The organism is Streptomyces sp. KPB2 (genome assembly GCF_003950055.1).
Classification (GTDB): Bacteria; Actinomycetota; Actinomycetes; order Streptomycetales; family Streptomycetaceae; genus Streptomyces; species Streptomyces salinarius.
Map to the genome: position 1 here is coordinate 2446739 of NZ_CP034353.1, position 17581 is coordinate 2464319.

Here is a 17581-nt window from a genome sequence, read left to right on the forward strand (position 1 = left end):
AACGTCTTAAACAATCGTCCTAGACAACCGTATAAGACGTGCGTACAGTCTCCGGCATGACAACGAACCCGTCCCGGGCCGGCCGTCGCGAGTGGACCGCGCTGGGCGTACTGATGCTTCCGCTGCTGCTGGTCTCGATGGACGTCTCCGTCCTCTACTTCGCGATCCCGCAGATCAGCGCCGACCTGGACCCGAGCGGCACCCAACAGCTGTGGATCTTCGACATCTACGGCTTCGTCCTGGCCGGTCTGCTCATGACGATGGGGGCGCTGGGAGACCGCATCGGCCGGCGCAGGCTCCTGCTGCTGGGCGCGGTGGCCTTCGGCGCCGCCTCCGTGCTCGCCGCCTACGCGCACACCGCCGAGACCCTGATCGCCGCCCGTGCGGTCCTCGGCATCGGCGGCGCCACCCTGATGCCGTCGACGATGGCGCTGGTCCGCACGATGTTCACCGACCCAGCCCAGCGGGCGAAGGCGATCGGGCTGTGGTCCGGGGTGATGACGGCTGGGATCGCGCTGGGCTCGGTGATGAGCGGCGTCCTCGTGGAGCACTTCTGGTGGGGCTCGGTCTTCCTGGTCAACCTGCCCGCGATGGCCCTGCTGCTGATCCTCGGCCCGGTACTGCTCCCCGAGTCGAAGAGCCCGTCCCCCGGCCGCTTCGACTGGCTGAGCGTCCCGCTGTCGATGGCGGCGGTCCTCCCCGTGGTCTACGGCCTCAAGGAGCTGCCCTCCGAGGGCTGGAACGTCCGCTACGTCGTCTCGATCACCGTGGGACTGCTCTTCGCGGCGCTGTTCGTGCACCGACAGCGCACCTCGGCCTCGCCGATGATCTCGCCCGCCCTCTTCCGCGGGCACGGGTTCTCCCCGGCGCTGGTCCTCAACACCCTGTCGGCCTTCGGGATGCTGGGCTCGGCGTACTTCACCACCCAGTACCTGCAGTCGGTCCTGGGCAAGAGCGCGCTGGAGGCCGCGCTGTGGAGCCTGCTGCCGTCGGTGCTCATCGGCGCCGCCGCACCGGTCGCCACCCAGCTGGCCCAGCGCGGTGTCGAGCGCGCGTACCTCGTGACGGCCGGATTCGTCGTCGCGGCGGGCGGCTACGGACTCCTCGCCCTGGCCGGTACGGACTCCCTGTGGCTGGTGCTGGCCGCGTGCGGCGTCCTGGCCGCCGGCATCGTCGTGGTGATGTCCCAGCTGACCGACCTGGCCCTCGGCTCGGCGCCGGTCGAGAAGGCGGGCGCGGCCTCCTCGCTGCTGGAGACCGGTACCGAGTTCGGCGGCGCCCTGGGCATGGCCACCCTCGGTTCCATCGGTACGGCCCTCTACCGCCACGGCGTCCCCTCGGACGCGCCCGGCCCGGCCCGGGAAACCCTGGGCGGCGCGCTGTCCGTCGCCGCCGAACTCCCCGGGCGCGCGGGAGACGCCCTGGCCACGGCGGCACGCGAGGCGTTCACCGACGGCATGCAGGGCGCCGCGATCGCGGGGGCGCTGCTGCTCCTCGGGGCGGCGGTGCTGGCGGCGCTGGGCCTGCGGCACGTCCGGGTGCGCCCGGAGGCGGAGACGGCAAACGCCGGAGAGGCTGATCGACTCAGCCCGTCCGGCGTTTGAGGACGAGGCCCGTTCAGGGCCTAAGCGGGGGTCCGGGGGCAGCGCCCCCGGGCCTCACACCAGGTTGACGGACCGGGCGGAGTTGGCGCCGATCTCCGCCGAGACCTCCGCCAGAACCCCGGCCGGCACCGTGTCGTCCACGGTCAGGACGGCCAGCGCCTCGCCGCCCACCGTCGCACGGGCGACCTGCATGCCGGCGATGTTGATGCCGGCCTCGCCGATGACGCGGCCGACGGTGCCGACGACACCGGGACGGTCCTCGTACCGCAGGACGACCATGTGGTCGGCGAGGGTGAGGTCCACGTCGTACTCGCCGACGGCGACGAGCTTCTGGAGGTGCTTGGGGCCGGCCAGCGTGCCGGAGACCGACACCTCCTCGCCGTCCGCGAGGGTGCCGCGCACGGTCACGACGTTGCGGTGCTCCGGGGACTCCGAGCTGGTGGTCAGCCGGACCTCGACACCGCGCTCCTGGGCGAACAGCGGGGCGTTGACGTACGACACCGTCTCGTCGACGACGTCCTCGAAGACGCCCTTGAGGGCGGACAGCTCCAGCACCTTCACGTCGTGCTGGGTGATCTCGCCGTAGACCTCGACGTCGAGGCGGACGGCGACCTCGCCGGCGAGCGCGGTGAAGATGCGGCCGAGGCGCTCGGCGAGCGGCAGGCCCGGCTTGACGTCCTCGGCGATGACGCCGCCCTGGACGTTGACCGCGTCGGGGACCAGCTCACCGGCGAGGGCCAGGCGCACCGACTTGGCGACGGCGATGCCGGCCTTCTCCTGGGCCTCGTCGGTGGAGGCTCCGAGGTGCGGGGTGCAGACGACCTGGTCGAACTCGAACAGCGGCGAGTCGGTGCAGGGCTCCTTGGCGTACACGTCGAGGCCGGCGCCGGCGACGCGGCCCTCCTTGAGCGCCGAGTACAGCGCCTCCTCGTCGACGATGCCGCCGCGGGCGGCGTTGACGATGCGGACGCTCGGCTTGACCTTGCGCAGCGCCTCGTCGCCGATCAGGCCGAGGGTCTCGGGGGTCTTGGGCAGGTGGACGGTGATGAAGTCGGAGACCTCGAGCAGCTCGTCCAGCGACAGCACCTTGACGCCCATCTGCGCGGCCCGCGCGGGCTGCACGTAGGGGTCGTAGGCGACGACCTTCATGCCGAAGGCGGACATGCGCTGGGCGACCAGCGCGCCGATGCGGCCGAGGCCGACGACGCCGAGGGTCTTCTCGGCCAGCTCGACGCCGGTGTACTTGCTGCGCTTCCACTCGCCGTTCTTCAGCGCGGCGTTGGCCTGCGGGATGTTGCGGGCGGTGGCGATCAGGAGACCGCAGGCCAGCTCGGCGGCGGTGACGATGTTGGAGGTCGGGGCGTTGACCACCATGACGCCGGCCTTGGTGGCGGCGGAGACGTCGACGTTGTCCAGGCCGACCCCGGCGCGGGCGACGACCTTGAGCTTCTTGGCGGCGGCGATGGCCTCGGCGTCGACCTTGGTGGCGGAGCGCACCAGGACCGCGTCCACGTCGGCGATGGCGGGGAGCAGTTCGGCCCGGTCCGCGCCGTTGCACTGGCGGATCTCGAAGTCGGGGCCGAGCGCGTCCACGGTCGCGGGCGACAGCTCTTCGGCGATGAGTACGACGGGTTTCGAGCTCACGTGAGTCCTCACAAGTCCAATGCGGACGGCCGTCCCGACGGCCGCATTCGGTGTCGCTGAGCCGCGTGGAAGACGCACGACGCTGTGGGCCTGACGCGTATGTTGTGCAGCAGTCTAGTGGCGTGACGCGGGTCGTCCTGCGCCTCTGCGGAAGGATCACCCGTCCGTGGCCGGACGGGATGGACAACACCGTGACGCCGGCGTCGTCCCGGGTTCGCCGAAGGGGCCGGAGCGGCGTCGCCCCGGCCCCCGGCAGTGAGGCTTACGCCTCCTCGTCGACCCAGCTCATGAGCTTGCGCAGCTCCTTGCCGGTGGTCTCCAGCAGGTGCTCGGAGTCCTGCTTCTTGTACTCGTTGTACTTCTTCAGGCCGCCGTGGTACTCGTCCATCCAGTTCTTGGCGAACGTGCCGTCCTGGATCTCGGCGAGGACCTTCTTCATCTCGGCCTTGGTGGCGTCGGTGATGATCCGCGGGCCGGTGACGTAGTCGCCCCACTCGGCGGTCTCGGAGATCGACCAGCGCATCTTCTCCAGGCCGCCCTCGTACATGAGGTCCACGATCAGCTTCAGCTCGTGCAGGCACTCGAAGTAGGCGATCTCCGGCTGGTAGCCGGCCTCGGTCAGGGTCTCGAAGCCCGCCTTGACCAGCGCGGCCGTGCCACCGCACAGGACGGCCTGCTCGCCGAAGAGGTCGGTCTCGGTCTCCTCGGTGAAGGTCGTCTTGATGACGCCGGCGCGGGTGCCGCCGATGCCCTTGGCGTAGGACAGGGCGAGCGCGAAGGCGTTGCCGGAGGCGTCCTGCTCGACGGCGGCGATGCAGGGAACGCCGCGGCCCTCCTCGTACTGACGGCGCACCAGGTGGCCCGGGCCCTTGGGGGCGACCATGCAGACGTCCACGCCGGCCGGGGGCTTGATGAAGCCGTAGCGGATGTTCAGGCCGTGACCGAAGAACAGCGCGTCGCCGTCCTTCAGGTTGTCCTTGATGTCCTTCTCGTAGACCTCGGCCTGGATCGGGTCCGGGACCAGGATCATGATGACGTCGGCCTCGGCGGCGGCCTCGGACGGGCTCACCACGCGCAGGCCCTGCTCCTCGGCCTTGGCCTTGGACTTGGAGCCCTCGTGCAGACCGACGCGCACGTCGACACCGGAGTCGCGCAGCGACAGGGCGTGGGCGTGGCCCTGGCTGCCGTACCCGATGACCGCGACCTTGCGGCCCTGGATGATGGACAGGTCGGCGTCGGCGTCGTAGAACAGCTCGGCCACTGGGTTATCTCCTTGTGTGCAGGTGTTGCGTCCCACCGTATGCCGGTGAGGGGAAGGGAAGTCTCGGGGTCTCGGAATGCGGGCGGCCGGAGTGACCGCGGCCGCCCGCTTCCGTCGTGGGGCGGACCGTTCGTGTCGCAGTACGGACCGTTTGCGTTGCTACGCGGACCGGTCGAGTGCGCGCAGCGAGCGGTCCGTGATCGAACGGGCGCCGCGCCCGATGGCGATCGTGCCGGACTGGACCAGTTCCTTGATGCCGTACGGTTCCAGCATCCGGAGCATGGCGGTCAGCTTGTCGCTGCTCCCGGTGGCCTCGATGGTGACGGCCTCCGGGGAGACGTCGACGGTCTTGGCGCGGAACAGCTGGACGATCTCGACGATCTGGGAGCGCGTCTCGTTGTCGGAGCGCACCTTCACCAGAACGAGTTCGCGCTGGACGGCCTGGGTGGGCTCCAGCTCGACGATCTTGAGCACGTTGACGAGCTTGTTGAGCTGCTTGGTGACCTGCTCGAGCGGGAAGTCCTCGACGCTCACCACGATGGTGATGCGGGAGATGTCGGGGTGCTCGGTGACGCCGACGGCGAGCGAGTCGATGTTGAAGCCGCGGCGCGAGAAGAGGGCGGTGATCCGCGCCAGGACGCCGGGGGTGTTCTCCACCAGGACGGAGAGCGTGTGCTTGGACATGGTCTCTTCGGTCTCTCTCGCTCAGTCGTCTTCGTTGTCGCCGAAGTCGGGGCGGACGTCCCGGGCGGCCATGATCTCGTCGTTGGAGGTGCCGGCGGCGACCATCGGCCACACCATCGCGTCCTCGTGGACGATGAAGTCGACGACGACGGGGCGGTCGTTGATGGAGTTGGCCTCCTCGATCACCTTGTCGAGGTCGGCGGGGTCCTCGCAGCGGATGGCGTAGCAGCCCATGGCCTCCGACAGCTTCACGAAGTCGGGGACGCGGGTGCCGCGGGCCTCCGGGTTGACGTCGTCGGGGCCGGAGTGCAGCACCGTGTTGGAGTACCGCTGGTTGTAGAACAGGGTCTGCCACTGGCGGACCATCCCGAGGGCGCCGTTGTTGATGACGGCGACCTTGATCGGGATGTTGTTCAGGGCGCAGGTGGTCAGTTCCTGGTTGGTCATCTGGAAGCAGCCGTCGCCGTCGATCGCCCACACCGTGCGGTCGGGCATGCCTGCCTGGGCGCCCATGGCGGCCGGGACGGCGTAGCCCATGGTTCCGGCGCCGCCGGAGTTCAGCCAGGTGGCGGGCTTGTCGTACTGGACGAAGTGGGCGGCCCACATCTGGTGCTGGCCGACGCCGGCCGCGAAGATCGTGCCCTCGGGTGCCAGCCGGCCGATGCGCTCGATGACCTGCTGCGGGGAGAGCGAGCCGTCCTCGGGCTGGTCGTAGCCGAGGGGGTAGGTCTCGCGCCAGCGGCTCAGGTCCTTCCACCAGGCGCTGTAGTCGCCCTTGTTGCCCTCGTCGTGCTCCTTCTGGACGGCCTGCACGAGGTCGGCGATGACCTCGCGGGCGTCGCCCACGATCGGGACGTCGGCGGCGCGGTTCTTGCCGATCTCGGCCGGGTCGATGTCGGCGTGGACGATCTTGGCGTGCGGGGCGAAGCTGTCCAGCTTGCCGGTGACGCGGTCGTCGAAGCGGGCGCCGAGGGCGACGATCAGGTCGGCCTTCTGCAGCGCGGTGACGGCGGTGACCGCACCGTGCATGCCCGGCATTCCCACGTGCAGCGGGTGGCTGTCGGGGAACGCGCCGAGCGCCATCAGGGTGGTGGTGACGGGCGCTTCGGTGAGTTCGGCGAGGACCTTCAGCTCGGCGGTGGCCTTCGCCTTGAGGACGCCGCCGCCGACGTAGAGCACGGGGCGCTTGGCGGCGGAGATCAGCTTGGCCGCCTCGCGGATCTGCTTGGCGTGCGGCTTGGTGACCGGGCGGTAGCCGGGCAGGTCCATGACCGGCGGCCAGGAGAAGGTGGTCTTCTTCTGGAGGATGTCCTTGGGGATGTCGACCAGGACGGGACCGGGGCGGCCGGTGGAGGCGATGTGGAACGCCTGCGCGATCACCCGGGGGATGTCCTCGGCCTTGGTGACCAGGAAGCTGTGCTTGGTGATCGGCATGGTGATGCCGACGATGTCCGCCTCCTGGAAGGCGTCCGTGCCGATCGCGGAGGACACCACCTGTCCGGTGATCGCGACCAGCGGCACGGAGTCCAGGTTGGCGTCGGCGATCGGGGTGACCAGGTTGGTGGCGCCCGGGCCCGAGGTCGCCATGCAGACGCCGACCTTGCCGGTGGCCTGCGCGTACCCGGTGGCCGCGTGACCGGCGCCCTGCTCGTGGCGGACCAGGACGTGGCGCACCCGGGTGGAGTCCATCAGCGGGTCGTAGGCCGGAAGGATCGTGCCACCGGGAATGCCGAATACGGTGTCGGCGCCGACCTCCTCGAGAGAGCGAATGAGGGACTGCGCACCCGTGACGTGCTCGGGGGCGGACTGTCCTCCGGATCGGGGCCGGGGCTGCGGGTGAGCCCCGGTGGCCTGCTCGGTCATCGGCGTTCTCTTCTCGATGCTGAGGGTTTTTGCGAGGTTTGGGCGAACTGTGCTGCTGCTCGGCAGGTGCCTGTGCAACAAAAAACCCCTCGTGCCATAAGGCAAGCGAGGGGAGCGCGTCGGTGGGGGTCGCGGGGAGTCCGGGTCGGTCCGGACGTCACCAGCTTCAGCCGACGCGCTTTCCAAGTACGAGAATTCGGGTGCGCATGGCACTGACCTTCCCTCCGGCGCACACTCACTGTCAAGTGGGTGGGACGGGAGTCTCATTATGTGAGCGGAGGGCCGTGCCACCACTCAGGACGGCCGGCAGTCCGGAGGCGACACCGCCGGCCACCTGCCCGGCGGCGGGACCGCCGACACTCTTGGTGTACACCCCGGCGCCACCGCCCGCGAAGGCCGGTTCGGCCGGGCCGTGCGGCACCGGGTAGTGGCCGGTTCCGAGCGCTCTGCGCAGCCGGTACTCGTCCAGCGCGCCGGAGAACGCCATGCCCTGTCCGTGGGTGCAGCCCATCGCGCGCAGGGCGACGATCTGCTCCGGCAGGTCGACGCCGTCGGCCACGGACTTCAGCCCGAGGTCGGTGGCGATGCGCAGCAGCCCGCTGGTGATCTTGTGCAGGCGCGCGGACTCCACCACGCCCTCGACCAGGCTCCGGTCGAGCTTGAGGACGTCCACGGGCAGGCGCCGCAGTGCGGTGATCGCCGCGTAGCCGCTGCCGAAGCCGTCCAGCGCGATCCGGACGCCGACCCTGCGCAGGGCGTTCAGCCGGCGGTCCAGCTCGTCGAGGCCGACCCGTGGGTCGATGTCCGACAGCTCGATCACCAGGGAGCCCGGGGGCAGCCCGTGGCGGGTCAGCAGGGCCTCCACGGAGCCCAGCGGCATCGAGCGGTCCAGCAGGCGGCGGGCGCCGATGCGTATGGCCACGGTCGCGGAGAGCCCTGCCGCCGCGCGCTCGGCGGCCTGTTCGACGGCCTCGCGGAGCACCCACCGGTCCAGTTCGGCGGTTCTGTCGCCGTCCTCGGACACCCGCAGGAACTCGGCGGGGGTGAACAGCACGCCCTGCGAGGAGCGCCACCGCGCCTGGGCGCAGACCGACGTGATCCGGCCGTCCGTCAGGGAGACCACGGGCTGGTGCAGCAGCGCGAACTCCCCGTCGTGCAGTGCGGCCCGCAGCCGCGTGGCCAGCTCGGCCTTGCGTACGACGTCCTGCTGCATCTGGGGCCGGTACAGCTCGACGCGTCCCTTGCCGCCCGCCTTGGCCCGGTACATGGCGAGGTCGGCGTTGCGCAGCAACTCGCCCGCGCCGAGGCCCGGTTCGGCGAAGGCGACGCCGATGGAGGCGTTGACCCGCACTTCGTTGCCGTCGATGAGGTAGGGCTGGGAGAGGGTCAGTCTGAGGCGGTCGGCCAGCTCCCGGATGTGGCCCTCGCGGGCGGCCCGGTCCCGGGTGCCGTCCCCGACGATCAGGGCCGCGAACTCGTCGCCGCCGAGTCTGGAGGCGGTGTCGCCCTTGCGGACGGCCTCGTGGAGCCGACGGGCCGCCTGGACGAGCAGCTCGTCCCCGGCCTGGTGTCCGATGGTGTCGTTGACGCCCTTGAAGCCGTCGAGGTCGATGAAGAGCACCGCCGTGCCGCGCAGGGCGGCGCCCCGGTCGGAGGCGCGGCGGCCGGAGAGCGCCTGCTGGACGCGCCGGGTGAACAGGGCGCGGTTGGGCAGGTCGGTGAGGGGGTCGTGCTCGGCGTTGTGCTGGAGCTGTGCCTGGAGGCGCACTCTTTCGGTGACGTCCCGGCTGTTGAAGATGAGGCCGCCGTGGTGCCGGTTGACGGTCGACTCGACGTTGAGCCAGCCGCCCTCTCCGGAGCGGAAGCGGCACTCGATGCGCGTGGTGGGTTCCTCGACCGGACTGGCGGCAAGGAACCGGCGTACCTCGTGCACCACGCAGCCGAGGTCCTCGGGGTGGATGAGACCGGCCAGTTCGCTGCCCACCAGTTCCTCCGCCGGGCGTCCGTAGACCCCGGCGGCGGCCGGGGAGACGTAGCGCAGGATGCCGCTGGGCGCGGCGATCATGATGACGTCGCTCGAACCCTGGACCAGGGAGCGGAAGTGGTTCTCCTTCTGGGCCAGTTCCTGGGTGAGGACGATGTTGTCGAGCAGCATGATGCCCTGCCGGACGACGAGCGCGAGCACGACGGTGCCGCCGGTCAGCAGCACCACGCGGTCGACGCTGCGGCCGTTGAGCACGTTGTAGAGGATGCCCAGGGTGCAGACGGCGGCCGCGAGGTACGGCGTGAGCGCGGCCAGCGACCCGGCGATGGGCCGGGCGGCCGGGTAGCGGCCCCGCTCGCCGCCCTGTCCGGGGCCGGGCAGGGCGGGGGACGCGGCGCTCGGCACGGCCGGGGGCGCCGGCTGGTGACCGGCGCCGCGCTGGCCGGGCACGTGTTCGCGCACCACGCGGGTGTGTCCGCCGGAGCCCTGCTCGTCCGCCGAACGCCGCCCGCGCCGGGAGGCGGCCCAGGGGGCGTAGGCGAGCAGCAGGGAACCGGCGAACCAGCCCGCGTCGAGCAACTGCCCTGAGCGGTAGCTGTTGTGCAGCAGCGGTGAGGTGAACAGGGCGTCGCACATCACCGTCAGGGCGAGCGCGCCGATGGCCGTGTTGACGGCGGACCGGCAGACGGGCGACCGCCGGAAGTGCAGCGCGAGCACCATGCTGACCAGGGCGATGTCGAGCAGCGGATACGCCACCGAGAGCGCGGAGTGGGCCACGCTGGACCCGCCCTCGGCCTTCGCCGCCTGGGCGAGCGCCAGGCTCCAGGCCAGGGTCAGCAGCGAGCCGCCGATCAGCCAGGCGTCCAGGCCCAGACAGATCCAGCCGGCCTTGGTCACCGGCCGCTTGGCCAGCACGAGGAGTCCCACGATGGCCGGCGGGGCGAAGCACAGGAAGAACAGGTCCGCGTAGCTGGGGCTGGGCACCGGCACCCGCAGGACGACCTCGTACCACCCCCAGACCGCGTTGCCGAGGGAGGCCATCGCCGAGGAGAGGGCGAAGAGCAGCCAGGCCGGTCGAAAGCGGACCCGGCGCCCGCGGGCGTAGAGGAAGCAGGAGACGGCGGCGGCAGCGGCGGCGGCGCTCAGCCCGAAGTCGCCCATGATCTTGGCGACGTACTCGGAGCCCCAGCCGAGCGCGGCTCCGACGGCGTAGCCCGCGCAGACCAGGGCCAGCACGAGCTGGCGGACCAGGGGCGTCGGGCCGGCGCCGGCGGACGGCCGGGGCAGCAGCGGGCCGGGCGGGGCCTGGCCGCGCAGCGCTCCGTCCAGCGTGGGAACGGGGGGCGGACTCACCGCGGCCTCCCGGTCCGCACCGCTCCCGCGTCCCGCGCGCACCGGCACCGGCGGGCCGGCCGCTGCTGCCTCCCGCGCTCGCCCGGCCGGCGCGGGTGGGGGCAGCGCGGGTCCGGGCGGCCGGGGTGGCCGTGCCGGCCCCGTTCGCGCGCGGTCGCGGCCGTCGTGCGGCAGGGTCGCCGGCGGCGGCTCCGCCGCGTCGGATCGTTGGTCCATAGGCCGTGCATCGCCCGTCGCCCCCCTCACAGTCTGAGATGTCCATCCCCGGCGCCGTACCCGTGCGCGGCGCATCCCCTGTCGGACGATACACCAGTCTCGTCACTCAGGGACATAGGTTCTCTACGCTCCGTGACGACCAGCGGATATGCGCGCACCCACCGCAGCCGGGGGGTTGCGGAGGGTGCCCGAAACGGATTACGCGCCCGTCGTCAGGATCACGTTGCGCAGCGGCTCCCGGTTCACGAAACGGTTCAACTGGTCCACCAGCAGCCGCTTGGCGCGCGGCAGGAAGGCCGAGGTCGGCCCGCCCGCGTGCGGGCTGACGACTGTGCCGGGAGCATTCCACAGGGGGTGGCCCGGCGGCAGCGGTTCGGGGTCGGTCACGTCGAGGGCCGCGGTGAGGCGTCCGCTCTCCAGTTCGGCGAGCAACGCCTTCGTGTCCACGACCGGTCCGCGCGCCACGTTGACGAGCAGGGCGCCGTCCTTCATGCGGGCCAGGAAAGTGGCGTCGACCAGGCTCCGGGTGGCCTCGGTGAGCGGTGTGGCCAGGACGACGACGTCGGCTTGCGGGAGCAGGTCGGGGAGTTCGGTGAGCGGGTGCACGGGGCCGCGCTCCGTGGCACGGGCGGAGCGCGCGACGCGCACGACCGGCGCGACCTCGAACGGCACGAGCCGGTCCTCGATCGCGGCGCCGATCGATCCGTATCCGACGATCAGGACCGTCCGGTCCGCGAGCGCGAGCCGGAACCCTCCGCCGAGCCACTCGCCCCGGTCCTGCGCCCGCACGAAGTCCGGGATGCCGCGCAGCGAGGCCAGGATCAGCGCGAGGGTCAGCTCCGCCGTGCTGGCCTCGTGCACACCGCGCGCGTTGCACAGCCGTACGCCCGCGGACAGGTGCTTCAGGCCGGGCTCGACGTGGTCGATGCCGGCGGAGAGGGTCTGGACGACCCGGACGGAGCGCATCTCGGGCAGCGGACGTACGCCGACCCCGGGGGGCTTCATGTAGGGGACGACGTAGAACGCACAGTCGGCCGGGTCGGCGGGATAGGTCTCCTCGCCGTCCCAGTGGCGGTATGCGGGGCCCTCGGGAAGGCCCTCGATCTCGTCCGGGGGGATGGGCAGCCACACGTCAGCAGTCATGGTCAGGAGGCTATGTCAGGGGGCGAAGAGGCAGAGGTTAGGTTGGGTGGCCTGACGAGGGAGGGTCACGACCGGTGGAGCGCAGGACGATCGGCGCGACGGCACTCGCGGTGGGGGCCGTCGGACTCGGGTGCATGCCGATGAACTGGGCGTACAGCGCCTCGCGGCAGCGGGGCGACGAGTCGCTCAGGGCCGTGCACCGGGCCCTCGACCTCGGCGTCTCCCTGCTGGACACGGCGGACATGTACGGCCCGTTCACCAACGAGCTGCTGCTGGGGCGGGTGTTGAAGGAGCGGCGGTCCGAGGCGTTCGTGTCGACCAAGGTCGGTCTGCTGGTGGGTGAGCAGCACATCGTGGCCAACGGCCGCCCCGGTTATGTGAAACGTGCCTGCGACGCGTCCCTGCGCCGGCTCCAGACGGACGTCATCGACCTCTACCAACTGCACCGCGCCGACCCGGAGATACCCGTCGAGGAGACCTGGGGCGCGATGGCGGAGCTGGTGCGGGCCGGGAAGGTGCGGGCACTGGGCCTCTGTGCGGTCGGCGCGCGCTCGGCCCGGCGTCCGGGTGCGCGGCTGCACGACGCGACGGTCCGTCAGCTGGAGCGGGTGCAGCAGGTGTTCCCGGTGAGCGCGGTCGAGGCCGAGCTGTCGGTGTGGTCGCCGGAGGCGCTGCGGACGCTGCTGCCGTGGTGCGTCTCGCGCGGCGTCGGCTTCCTGGCAGCGATGCCCCTGGGCAACGGCTATCTGACCGGCACGCTGACGCCGGGCGAGGGTTTCGAACCGGAGGACCTGCGGGCCCGCCACCCCCGCTTCACCGCCGAGATGATGGCCGCCAACCAGCCGATCGTGGCCACGCTGCGCCGGATCGCCGCCCGGCACGGCGACGGGGTGAGCGCGGCGCAGGTGGCGCTGGCCTGGGTGCTGGCCCAGGGACGGCACGTGGTGCCGGTGCCGGGCACCAAGCAGGAGCGCTGGGTGACGCAGAACGCGGGTGCGGCGGGGCTGCGGCTGACCGAGCGGGACCTGGCGGAACTGCGGGCGCTGCCGCCGGCGCAGGGGTCGTGGGACTGAGGTGCGCCGGGGGGCCATGGGACTGAGGCGTGCGGCGGGCCCGTGGGACTGAGGCGTGCGGTGCCTCGTGCGGGCCGCCGACGGATTCGGGATTCGGCGATCGGGAACCTGGGGAGCTCCTGCGGTGTATGACAGGGAGAACCCGCCGCGTCGAAGGGACCAAGATCGTGCGACGTCGAGCCGTGCCGGCCGTGCTGGCCGCCGCTCTCCTGCTGACGGCCGGCTGCTCCTCGGACGGCGGGGACCCGTCCGGAGCGGACGGCACCACCCCGTCCGGTACGGCGACGCGGTCCTCGCCCGCCGGGTCGCCCAGCGGGTCGCCCACCGAGGAGGCCCCGCCCGCGAAGGGCTCGGTGAAGGTGCTCCGCACGGTCGCCACGGGGCTCGACAGCCCCTGGGGTCTGGCTCCGCTGCCGGGCGGCGACCTGCTGGTCTCCTCCCGCGACGAGGCCACGATCACCCGCGTCGACGCGAAGACGGGCAAGAAGACGGAGCTGGGCGAGGTGCCCGGCGTCTCCCCGGCCGGCGAGGGCGGCCTCCTCGGCATCGCGCTGTCCCCCGACTACGCCTCGGACCACATGGTCTACGCGTACTTCACCTCCGCCTCCGACAACCGCATCGTGCGCATGCTGTACGACGACAAGAAGCCGGCGGGTGAGCAGCTGGGGGCGCCGGACACGGTCTTCCGGGGCATCCCGAAGGGGGTGATCCACAACGGCGGGCGGATCGCGTTCGGACCCGACAAGATGCTCTACGCGGGCACGGGCGAGAGCGGTGACACGGGCCTGTCGCAGGACAAGGACTCCCTCGGCGGCAAGATCCTGCGGATGACCCCGGACGGGGAGCCGGCGCCGGGCAACCCCTTCCCCGACTCCCCCGTGTACTCGTACGGCCACCGGAACGTGCAGGGTCTGGCCTGGGACGACAAGCAGCGGCTGTTCGCCTCGGAGTTCGGCCAGGACACCTGGGACGAGCTGAACGCGATCAAGCCGGGTGACAACTACGGCTGGCCCGAGGCGGAGGGCAAGGGCGGCGGCTCCGGGTTCCACGACCCCCTCGCCCAGTGGCACACCGACGAGGCCTCCCCCAGCGGCATCGCCTACGTCGAGGGCTCGGTGTGGATGGCGGGGCTGCGCGGTGAGCGGCTGTGGCGGATCCCGCTGAAGGGCACGGAGGCCTCGGCCGAGCCGCAGGCCTTCCTGGAGGGCGAGTACGGCCGGCTGCGCACGGTGGCGCCGGCGGGCGGCGACAAGCTGTGGCTGGTCACCAGCAACACGGACGGGCGCGGCGACGCGAAGGGCGACGACGACCGGATCCTGGAGCTGGAGGTGAAGTAGGCGACCGGCTACTCGTCCTCCGGCGCCGTGCGCTCCGTGCGGTCGGCGCGCGGCCGGTGGACGACGACCTTGCCCGAACTGAGGTCTATCGGGCCGTGGCCCGGGTCGCCGTCGCCGACATCCTCGCGGGTCAGTTCCAGGCGGTTCTGCTCGTCGCGGGTGTGTCTCCGGCCGGGGTTGAACAGTTCCTCGAACGCGTTGAACACGGTGCCTCCGTCGCTCGGCGTCCCTTACAGCGTAAGCCTCACTCCGGCGAACCGGACGTGAGCCGTTCGGCGGGGAACAGCGCCAGCCGGTGGGCCACGGCCGCCGCCTCGCCGCGGCCGGAGACGCCGAGCTTGGCCAGGATGTTCGAGACGTGGACGCTGGCCGTCTTGGGCGAGATGAAGAGTTCCCCGGCTATCTGGCGGTTGGTGCGGCCCTCGGAGACCAGCCGCAGCACGTCCCGCTCCCGTCCGGTGAGCCCGAGCGCCTCGGCCGGGTCCGTGGGCTCGGGTGCGGCGCCCGGGTCGCCGGTGTGGCCGAGGGTGAGGCGGGCGCGGCGGCCGAGCAGGGCGACGGCGTCGGACAGCGGGCGGGCGCCGAGGTGGTCGGCGACGGTACGGGCCAGTCGCAGCAGTTCCGTGGCGCGGGCGCGCTCGTCCTCGCCGCCGGTGGCCAGGAGGGCGCCGGCCAGTCGGTGCCGTACGCGGGCGAGGTCGTAGGGACGCTCCAGGCACTCGAAGGCGGTGACGACCTCCGACCAGAGCTGCGGGGTGTCGCGGCCGTGGGCCCGGTGGAGTTCGGCGCGGACCCACCGTTCGTGGGCGGCCCAGAGCGGAGCGCCCGTCGTCAGGTGCTTCGCGGCCCCGGCGAGGCGTTCGAGGATGTCGGCGCGGCCCTCCTCGGCGGCCGGCAGGGCGCGGGCGTCGGCCTCCGCCGCGGCGGCGGACAGCAGCAGGGGCCAGCCGTAGCGCTGGGTGCCGGGCGGGAAGCCCGCGTCCAGGACGCGGACGAGTTCGGCGCGGGCGTCCGGGAGGCGGCCCTCGGCCTCGGCGATGCCTATGGCGAGGGCGGCCAGCGGCAGTTGGTACTGCGGCATGGGGTCGTGGGTGCCGTAGGCGGCGCGGGCCTCGGCGAGCAGCCGGGCTGCCTCGGCCGGCTCGCCGCGGGCGAGGGCGACGGCGGCGCGTTTGAGCGCGGCGCCGCCGCGGGGTGCGGGGCTGCGGCCCGGCGCCCCGGCCCGGTCCGCCGCTTCCAGGGCCTCGTCCCAGCGGCCCAGCGAGATCAGCGACTCGGCGAGGTTCCCCCAGACCCAGGCCTCGGACTCCAGCAGGCCCATCCGCCGGGTGAGGTCGACGCCCTCGCGCAGGATGCCGAGCGCGTCCCGGGAACGGCCGACGCTCTCCAGGGCCGAGGGCAGGTTGACGTGGCTGCGGGCCACCACGACGGAGCGGTCCTGCGCCACCACCAGATCCCTGACCTGGAACATCTCGGCGAGCCCCGCGTCGATCTGCCCCGCGTCCACCATCAGGCCGCCCAGCGTGAGGCGGGCGTTGAGCTCGATCTCGTCGGCGCCCACCATGCGCGCGTACTCGACGGCCCGTTCGGCGGCCGTCATCGCGTCGGGGCCGGGCGAGTGGAGCATCGACCAGTTGGCCGCCATGGCCAGCACCTCGGCGTGCACCTGCGAGGGCGGCAGCCCGCGGACCAGTTCCTGCGCGATGCCCAGTTCCCGCCAGCCGTCGCCGCGGCCCTGGGCCTGGACCAGGAGCGAGCGCTGGGTCCAGAACCAGGCGGCGCGCTGCGGGTCCCGGCCGCTCGCGCCCGTCCCGGAGCCCGTGTCCTGCTCGTCCTCCAGCAGCCGCAGCGCCCGCTTGGTGATCTTCATCGCGCGCTCGCGCTCCCCGCACAGCCGCCCGGCGACGGCCGCCTCGGCCATCAGGTCCAGGTAGCGCAGGGGCGTGGTGGCCGGGTCGCAGCCGCAGGGAGGGTAGACCTCGGCGCAGTCCACGGGGCGCAGGGTGGCGCGTACCTCGTCGGGGACGGAGTCCCACAGCTCCATCGCGCGTTCCAGCAGCCGCAGCTGCTCGGAGTAGGCGTGCCGGCGGCGGGCCTCGACGGAGGCGTCCAGGACGGCGGGGAGCGCCTTGGCGGGGTCGTGGGCGTGGTACCAGTAGCTGGCCAGGCGCATCACGCGCTCGGCGGCCGGCACCAGCGTGGGATCGGCGTCCAGCGCTTCGGCGTAGCGCCGGTTGAGGCGGGAGCGTTCGCCGGGGAGCAGGTCGTCGCCGACGGCCTCGCGGACCAGGGAGTGGCGGAAGCGGTAGCCGTCGCCGTCGGGCGCGGGGAGCAGGATGTTGGCGTTGACCGCGGAGCGCAGCGCCTCGATGAGGTCGTCCTCGGCGAGCCCCGCGACGGCGGCCAGCAGCCGGTACTCAACGGTGGAGCCGCCCTCGGCGACGATCCGGGCGACCCGCTGGGCGCTCTCGGGCAGGGCTTCCACGCGGACCAGGAGCAGGTCGCGCAGGGAGTCGGTGAGGCCGGTGCAGCTGCCCTCGTGGGCGGCGACGGCGAGTTCCTCGACGAAGAACGCGTTGCCGTCGGAGCGTTCGAAGATCGCGTCGACCTGGAGCGGGTCGGGTTCGTGGGCGAGGATCCCGGCGATCTGGCGGCCCACCTCGTCGCGGGTGAAGCGGCCGAGTTCGAGGCGGCGGACGGTGCGCAGCCGGTCCAGCTCGGCGAGCAGGGGGCGCAGCGGGTGGCGGCGGTGGATGTCGTCGGAGCGGTAGGTGGCGAGGACGACGAGGCGGCCGGTGCGCAGGGTGCGCAGCAGGTAGGCGATCAGGTGGCGGGTGGAGGCGTCGGCCCAGTGCAGGTCCTCCAGGACGAGGACGACGGTGCGCCGGGCGGCGACGCGCTCCAGCAGGCGGGCGGTGAGCTCGAAGAGCCGCGCCATGCTCTCCTCGTCGTGCCGGCCGCCGCCGGTGACCGGGGCGCCCTCGGCCAGTTCGGGCAGCAGCCGGGCCAGCTCCTCCTCCTGTCCGGCGGCAGCGGCGGCCAGTTCCTCGGGCAGGTGGCGGCGCAGGGCGCGCAGTGCGGTGGAGAACGGCGCGAAGGGCAGCCCGTCGGCGCCGATCTCGACGCAGCCGCCCAGTGCGACGACGGCGCCCCGCCGGCCGGCGGCGCGGGCGAACTCCTCGACGAGGCGGGTCTTGCCGACGCCGGCCTCGCCGCCGAGCAGCAGGGCCTGCGGCTCGCCCCCGGAGGCGGACGCCCCGGGGGTGTCGCCGCCCCCGGCGCGGGCGAGCGCGTCGTTCAACGTGTCCAGTTCGCCGGTGCGGCCGACGAACACGGGACTGACGGACCTGGTCTCCACGGACCCGAGCATCGCACGCGGGTACGACAGCGGGTCACCGATTTTCGGCAGCCGGACAACC

The 17581-nt window shown here is 72.4% G+C and carries 11 protein-coding genes; 3 read left to right on the forward strand and 8 right to left on the reverse strand.

Going from position 1 to position 17581, the window contains the following annotated elements:
- Positions 1 to 56: 56 nt before the first annotated feature.
- Positions 57 to 1604, forward strand: coding sequence for an MFS transporter (locus tag D1J63_RS10500; protein ID WP_176153636.1), 1548 nt, complete (start codon positions 57 to 59; stop codon positions 1602 to 1604).
- A 54-nt stretch (positions 1605 to 1658) separates the two neighbouring features.
- Here D1J63_RS10500 and serA read toward each other — a convergent pair whose 3' ends face one another.
- The 6 genes from serA to D1J63_RS10530 form a co-directional block, all read right to left on the reverse strand.
- Positions 1659 to 3248 carry a phosphoglycerate dehydrogenase gene (serA, locus tag D1J63_RS10505; RefSeq protein ID WP_125628682.1) on the reverse strand — a complete coding sequence of 530 codons (1590 nt, stop codon included), beginning with the start codon at positions 3246 to 3248 and terminating at the stop codon, positions 1659 to 1661.
- Between the two features lie 262 nt (positions 3249 to 3510).
- On the reverse strand, positions 3511 to 4509 hold the full coding sequence (gene ilvC, locus D1J63_RS10510) for a ketol-acid reductoisomerase (protein ID WP_019329769.1): 999 nt from the start codon (positions 4507 to 4509) through the stop codon (positions 3511 to 3513).
- Positions 4510 to 4668: 159 nt separating this feature from the next.
- A complete protein-coding gene (ilvN, locus tag D1J63_RS10515; RefSeq protein ID WP_003973483.1) occupies positions 4669 to 5193 on the reverse strand; it encodes an acetolactate synthase small subunit in 525 nt (174 codons plus the stop codon).
- 21 nt (positions 5194 to 5214) lie between these two features.
- Positions 5215 to 7056, reverse strand: a complete 1842-nt coding sequence (locus D1J63_RS10520; RefSeq protein ID WP_125628683.1) for an acetolactate synthase large subunit — start codon at positions 7054 to 7056, stop codon at positions 5215 to 5217.
- A 241-nt stretch (positions 7057 to 7297) separates the two neighbouring features.
- The gene (locus D1J63_RS10525; RefSeq protein ID WP_164712785.1) at positions 7298 to 10393 is read right to left on the reverse strand and encodes an EAL domain-containing protein; all 3096 of its coding nucleotides are present in this window, start codon (positions 10391 to 10393) and stop codon (positions 7298 to 7300) included.
- Between the two features lie 414 nt (positions 10394 to 10807).
- Positions 10808 to 11752 carry a 2-hydroxyacid dehydrogenase gene (locus tag D1J63_RS10530; protein ID WP_125628685.1) on the reverse strand — a complete coding sequence of 315 codons (945 nt, stop codon included), beginning with the start codon at positions 11750 to 11752 and terminating at the stop codon, positions 10808 to 10810.
- A 74-nt stretch (positions 11753 to 11826) separates the two neighbouring features.
- Here D1J63_RS10530 and D1J63_RS10535 point away from each other — a divergent pair, with 74 nt between their 5' ends.
- Both D1J63_RS10535 and D1J63_RS10540 read left to right on the forward strand, forming a co-directional pair.
- Positions 11827 to 12825 carry an aldo/keto reductase gene (locus D1J63_RS10535; protein WP_125628686.1) on the forward strand — a complete coding sequence of 333 codons (999 nt, stop codon included), beginning with the start codon at positions 11827 to 11829 and terminating at the stop codon, positions 12823 to 12825.
- Positions 12826 to 12953: 128 nt separating this feature from the next.
- A complete protein-coding gene (locus D1J63_RS10540) occupies positions 12954 to 14162 on the forward strand; it encodes a PQQ-dependent sugar dehydrogenase (protein WP_125628687.1) in 1209 nt (402 codons plus the stop codon).
- 8 nt (positions 14163 to 14170) lie between these two features.
- Here D1J63_RS10540 and D1J63_RS10545 read toward each other — a convergent pair whose 3' ends face one another.
- Together D1J63_RS10545 and D1J63_RS10550 are read right to left on the reverse strand one after the other, a co-directional pair.
- On the reverse strand, positions 14171 to 14368 hold the full coding sequence (locus D1J63_RS10545; RefSeq protein WP_102927874.1) for a DUF6191 domain-containing protein: 198 nt from the start codon (positions 14366 to 14368) through the stop codon (positions 14171 to 14173).
- 38 nt (positions 14369 to 14406) lie between these two features.
- Positions 14407 to 17532 (reverse strand): LuxR family transcriptional regulator, encoded by a 3126-nt coding sequence (locus D1J63_RS10550; RefSeq protein WP_164712786.1) that lies wholly within the window; start codon positions 17530 to 17532, stop codon positions 14407 to 14409.
- Positions 17533 to 17581: the final 49 nt, after the last annotated feature.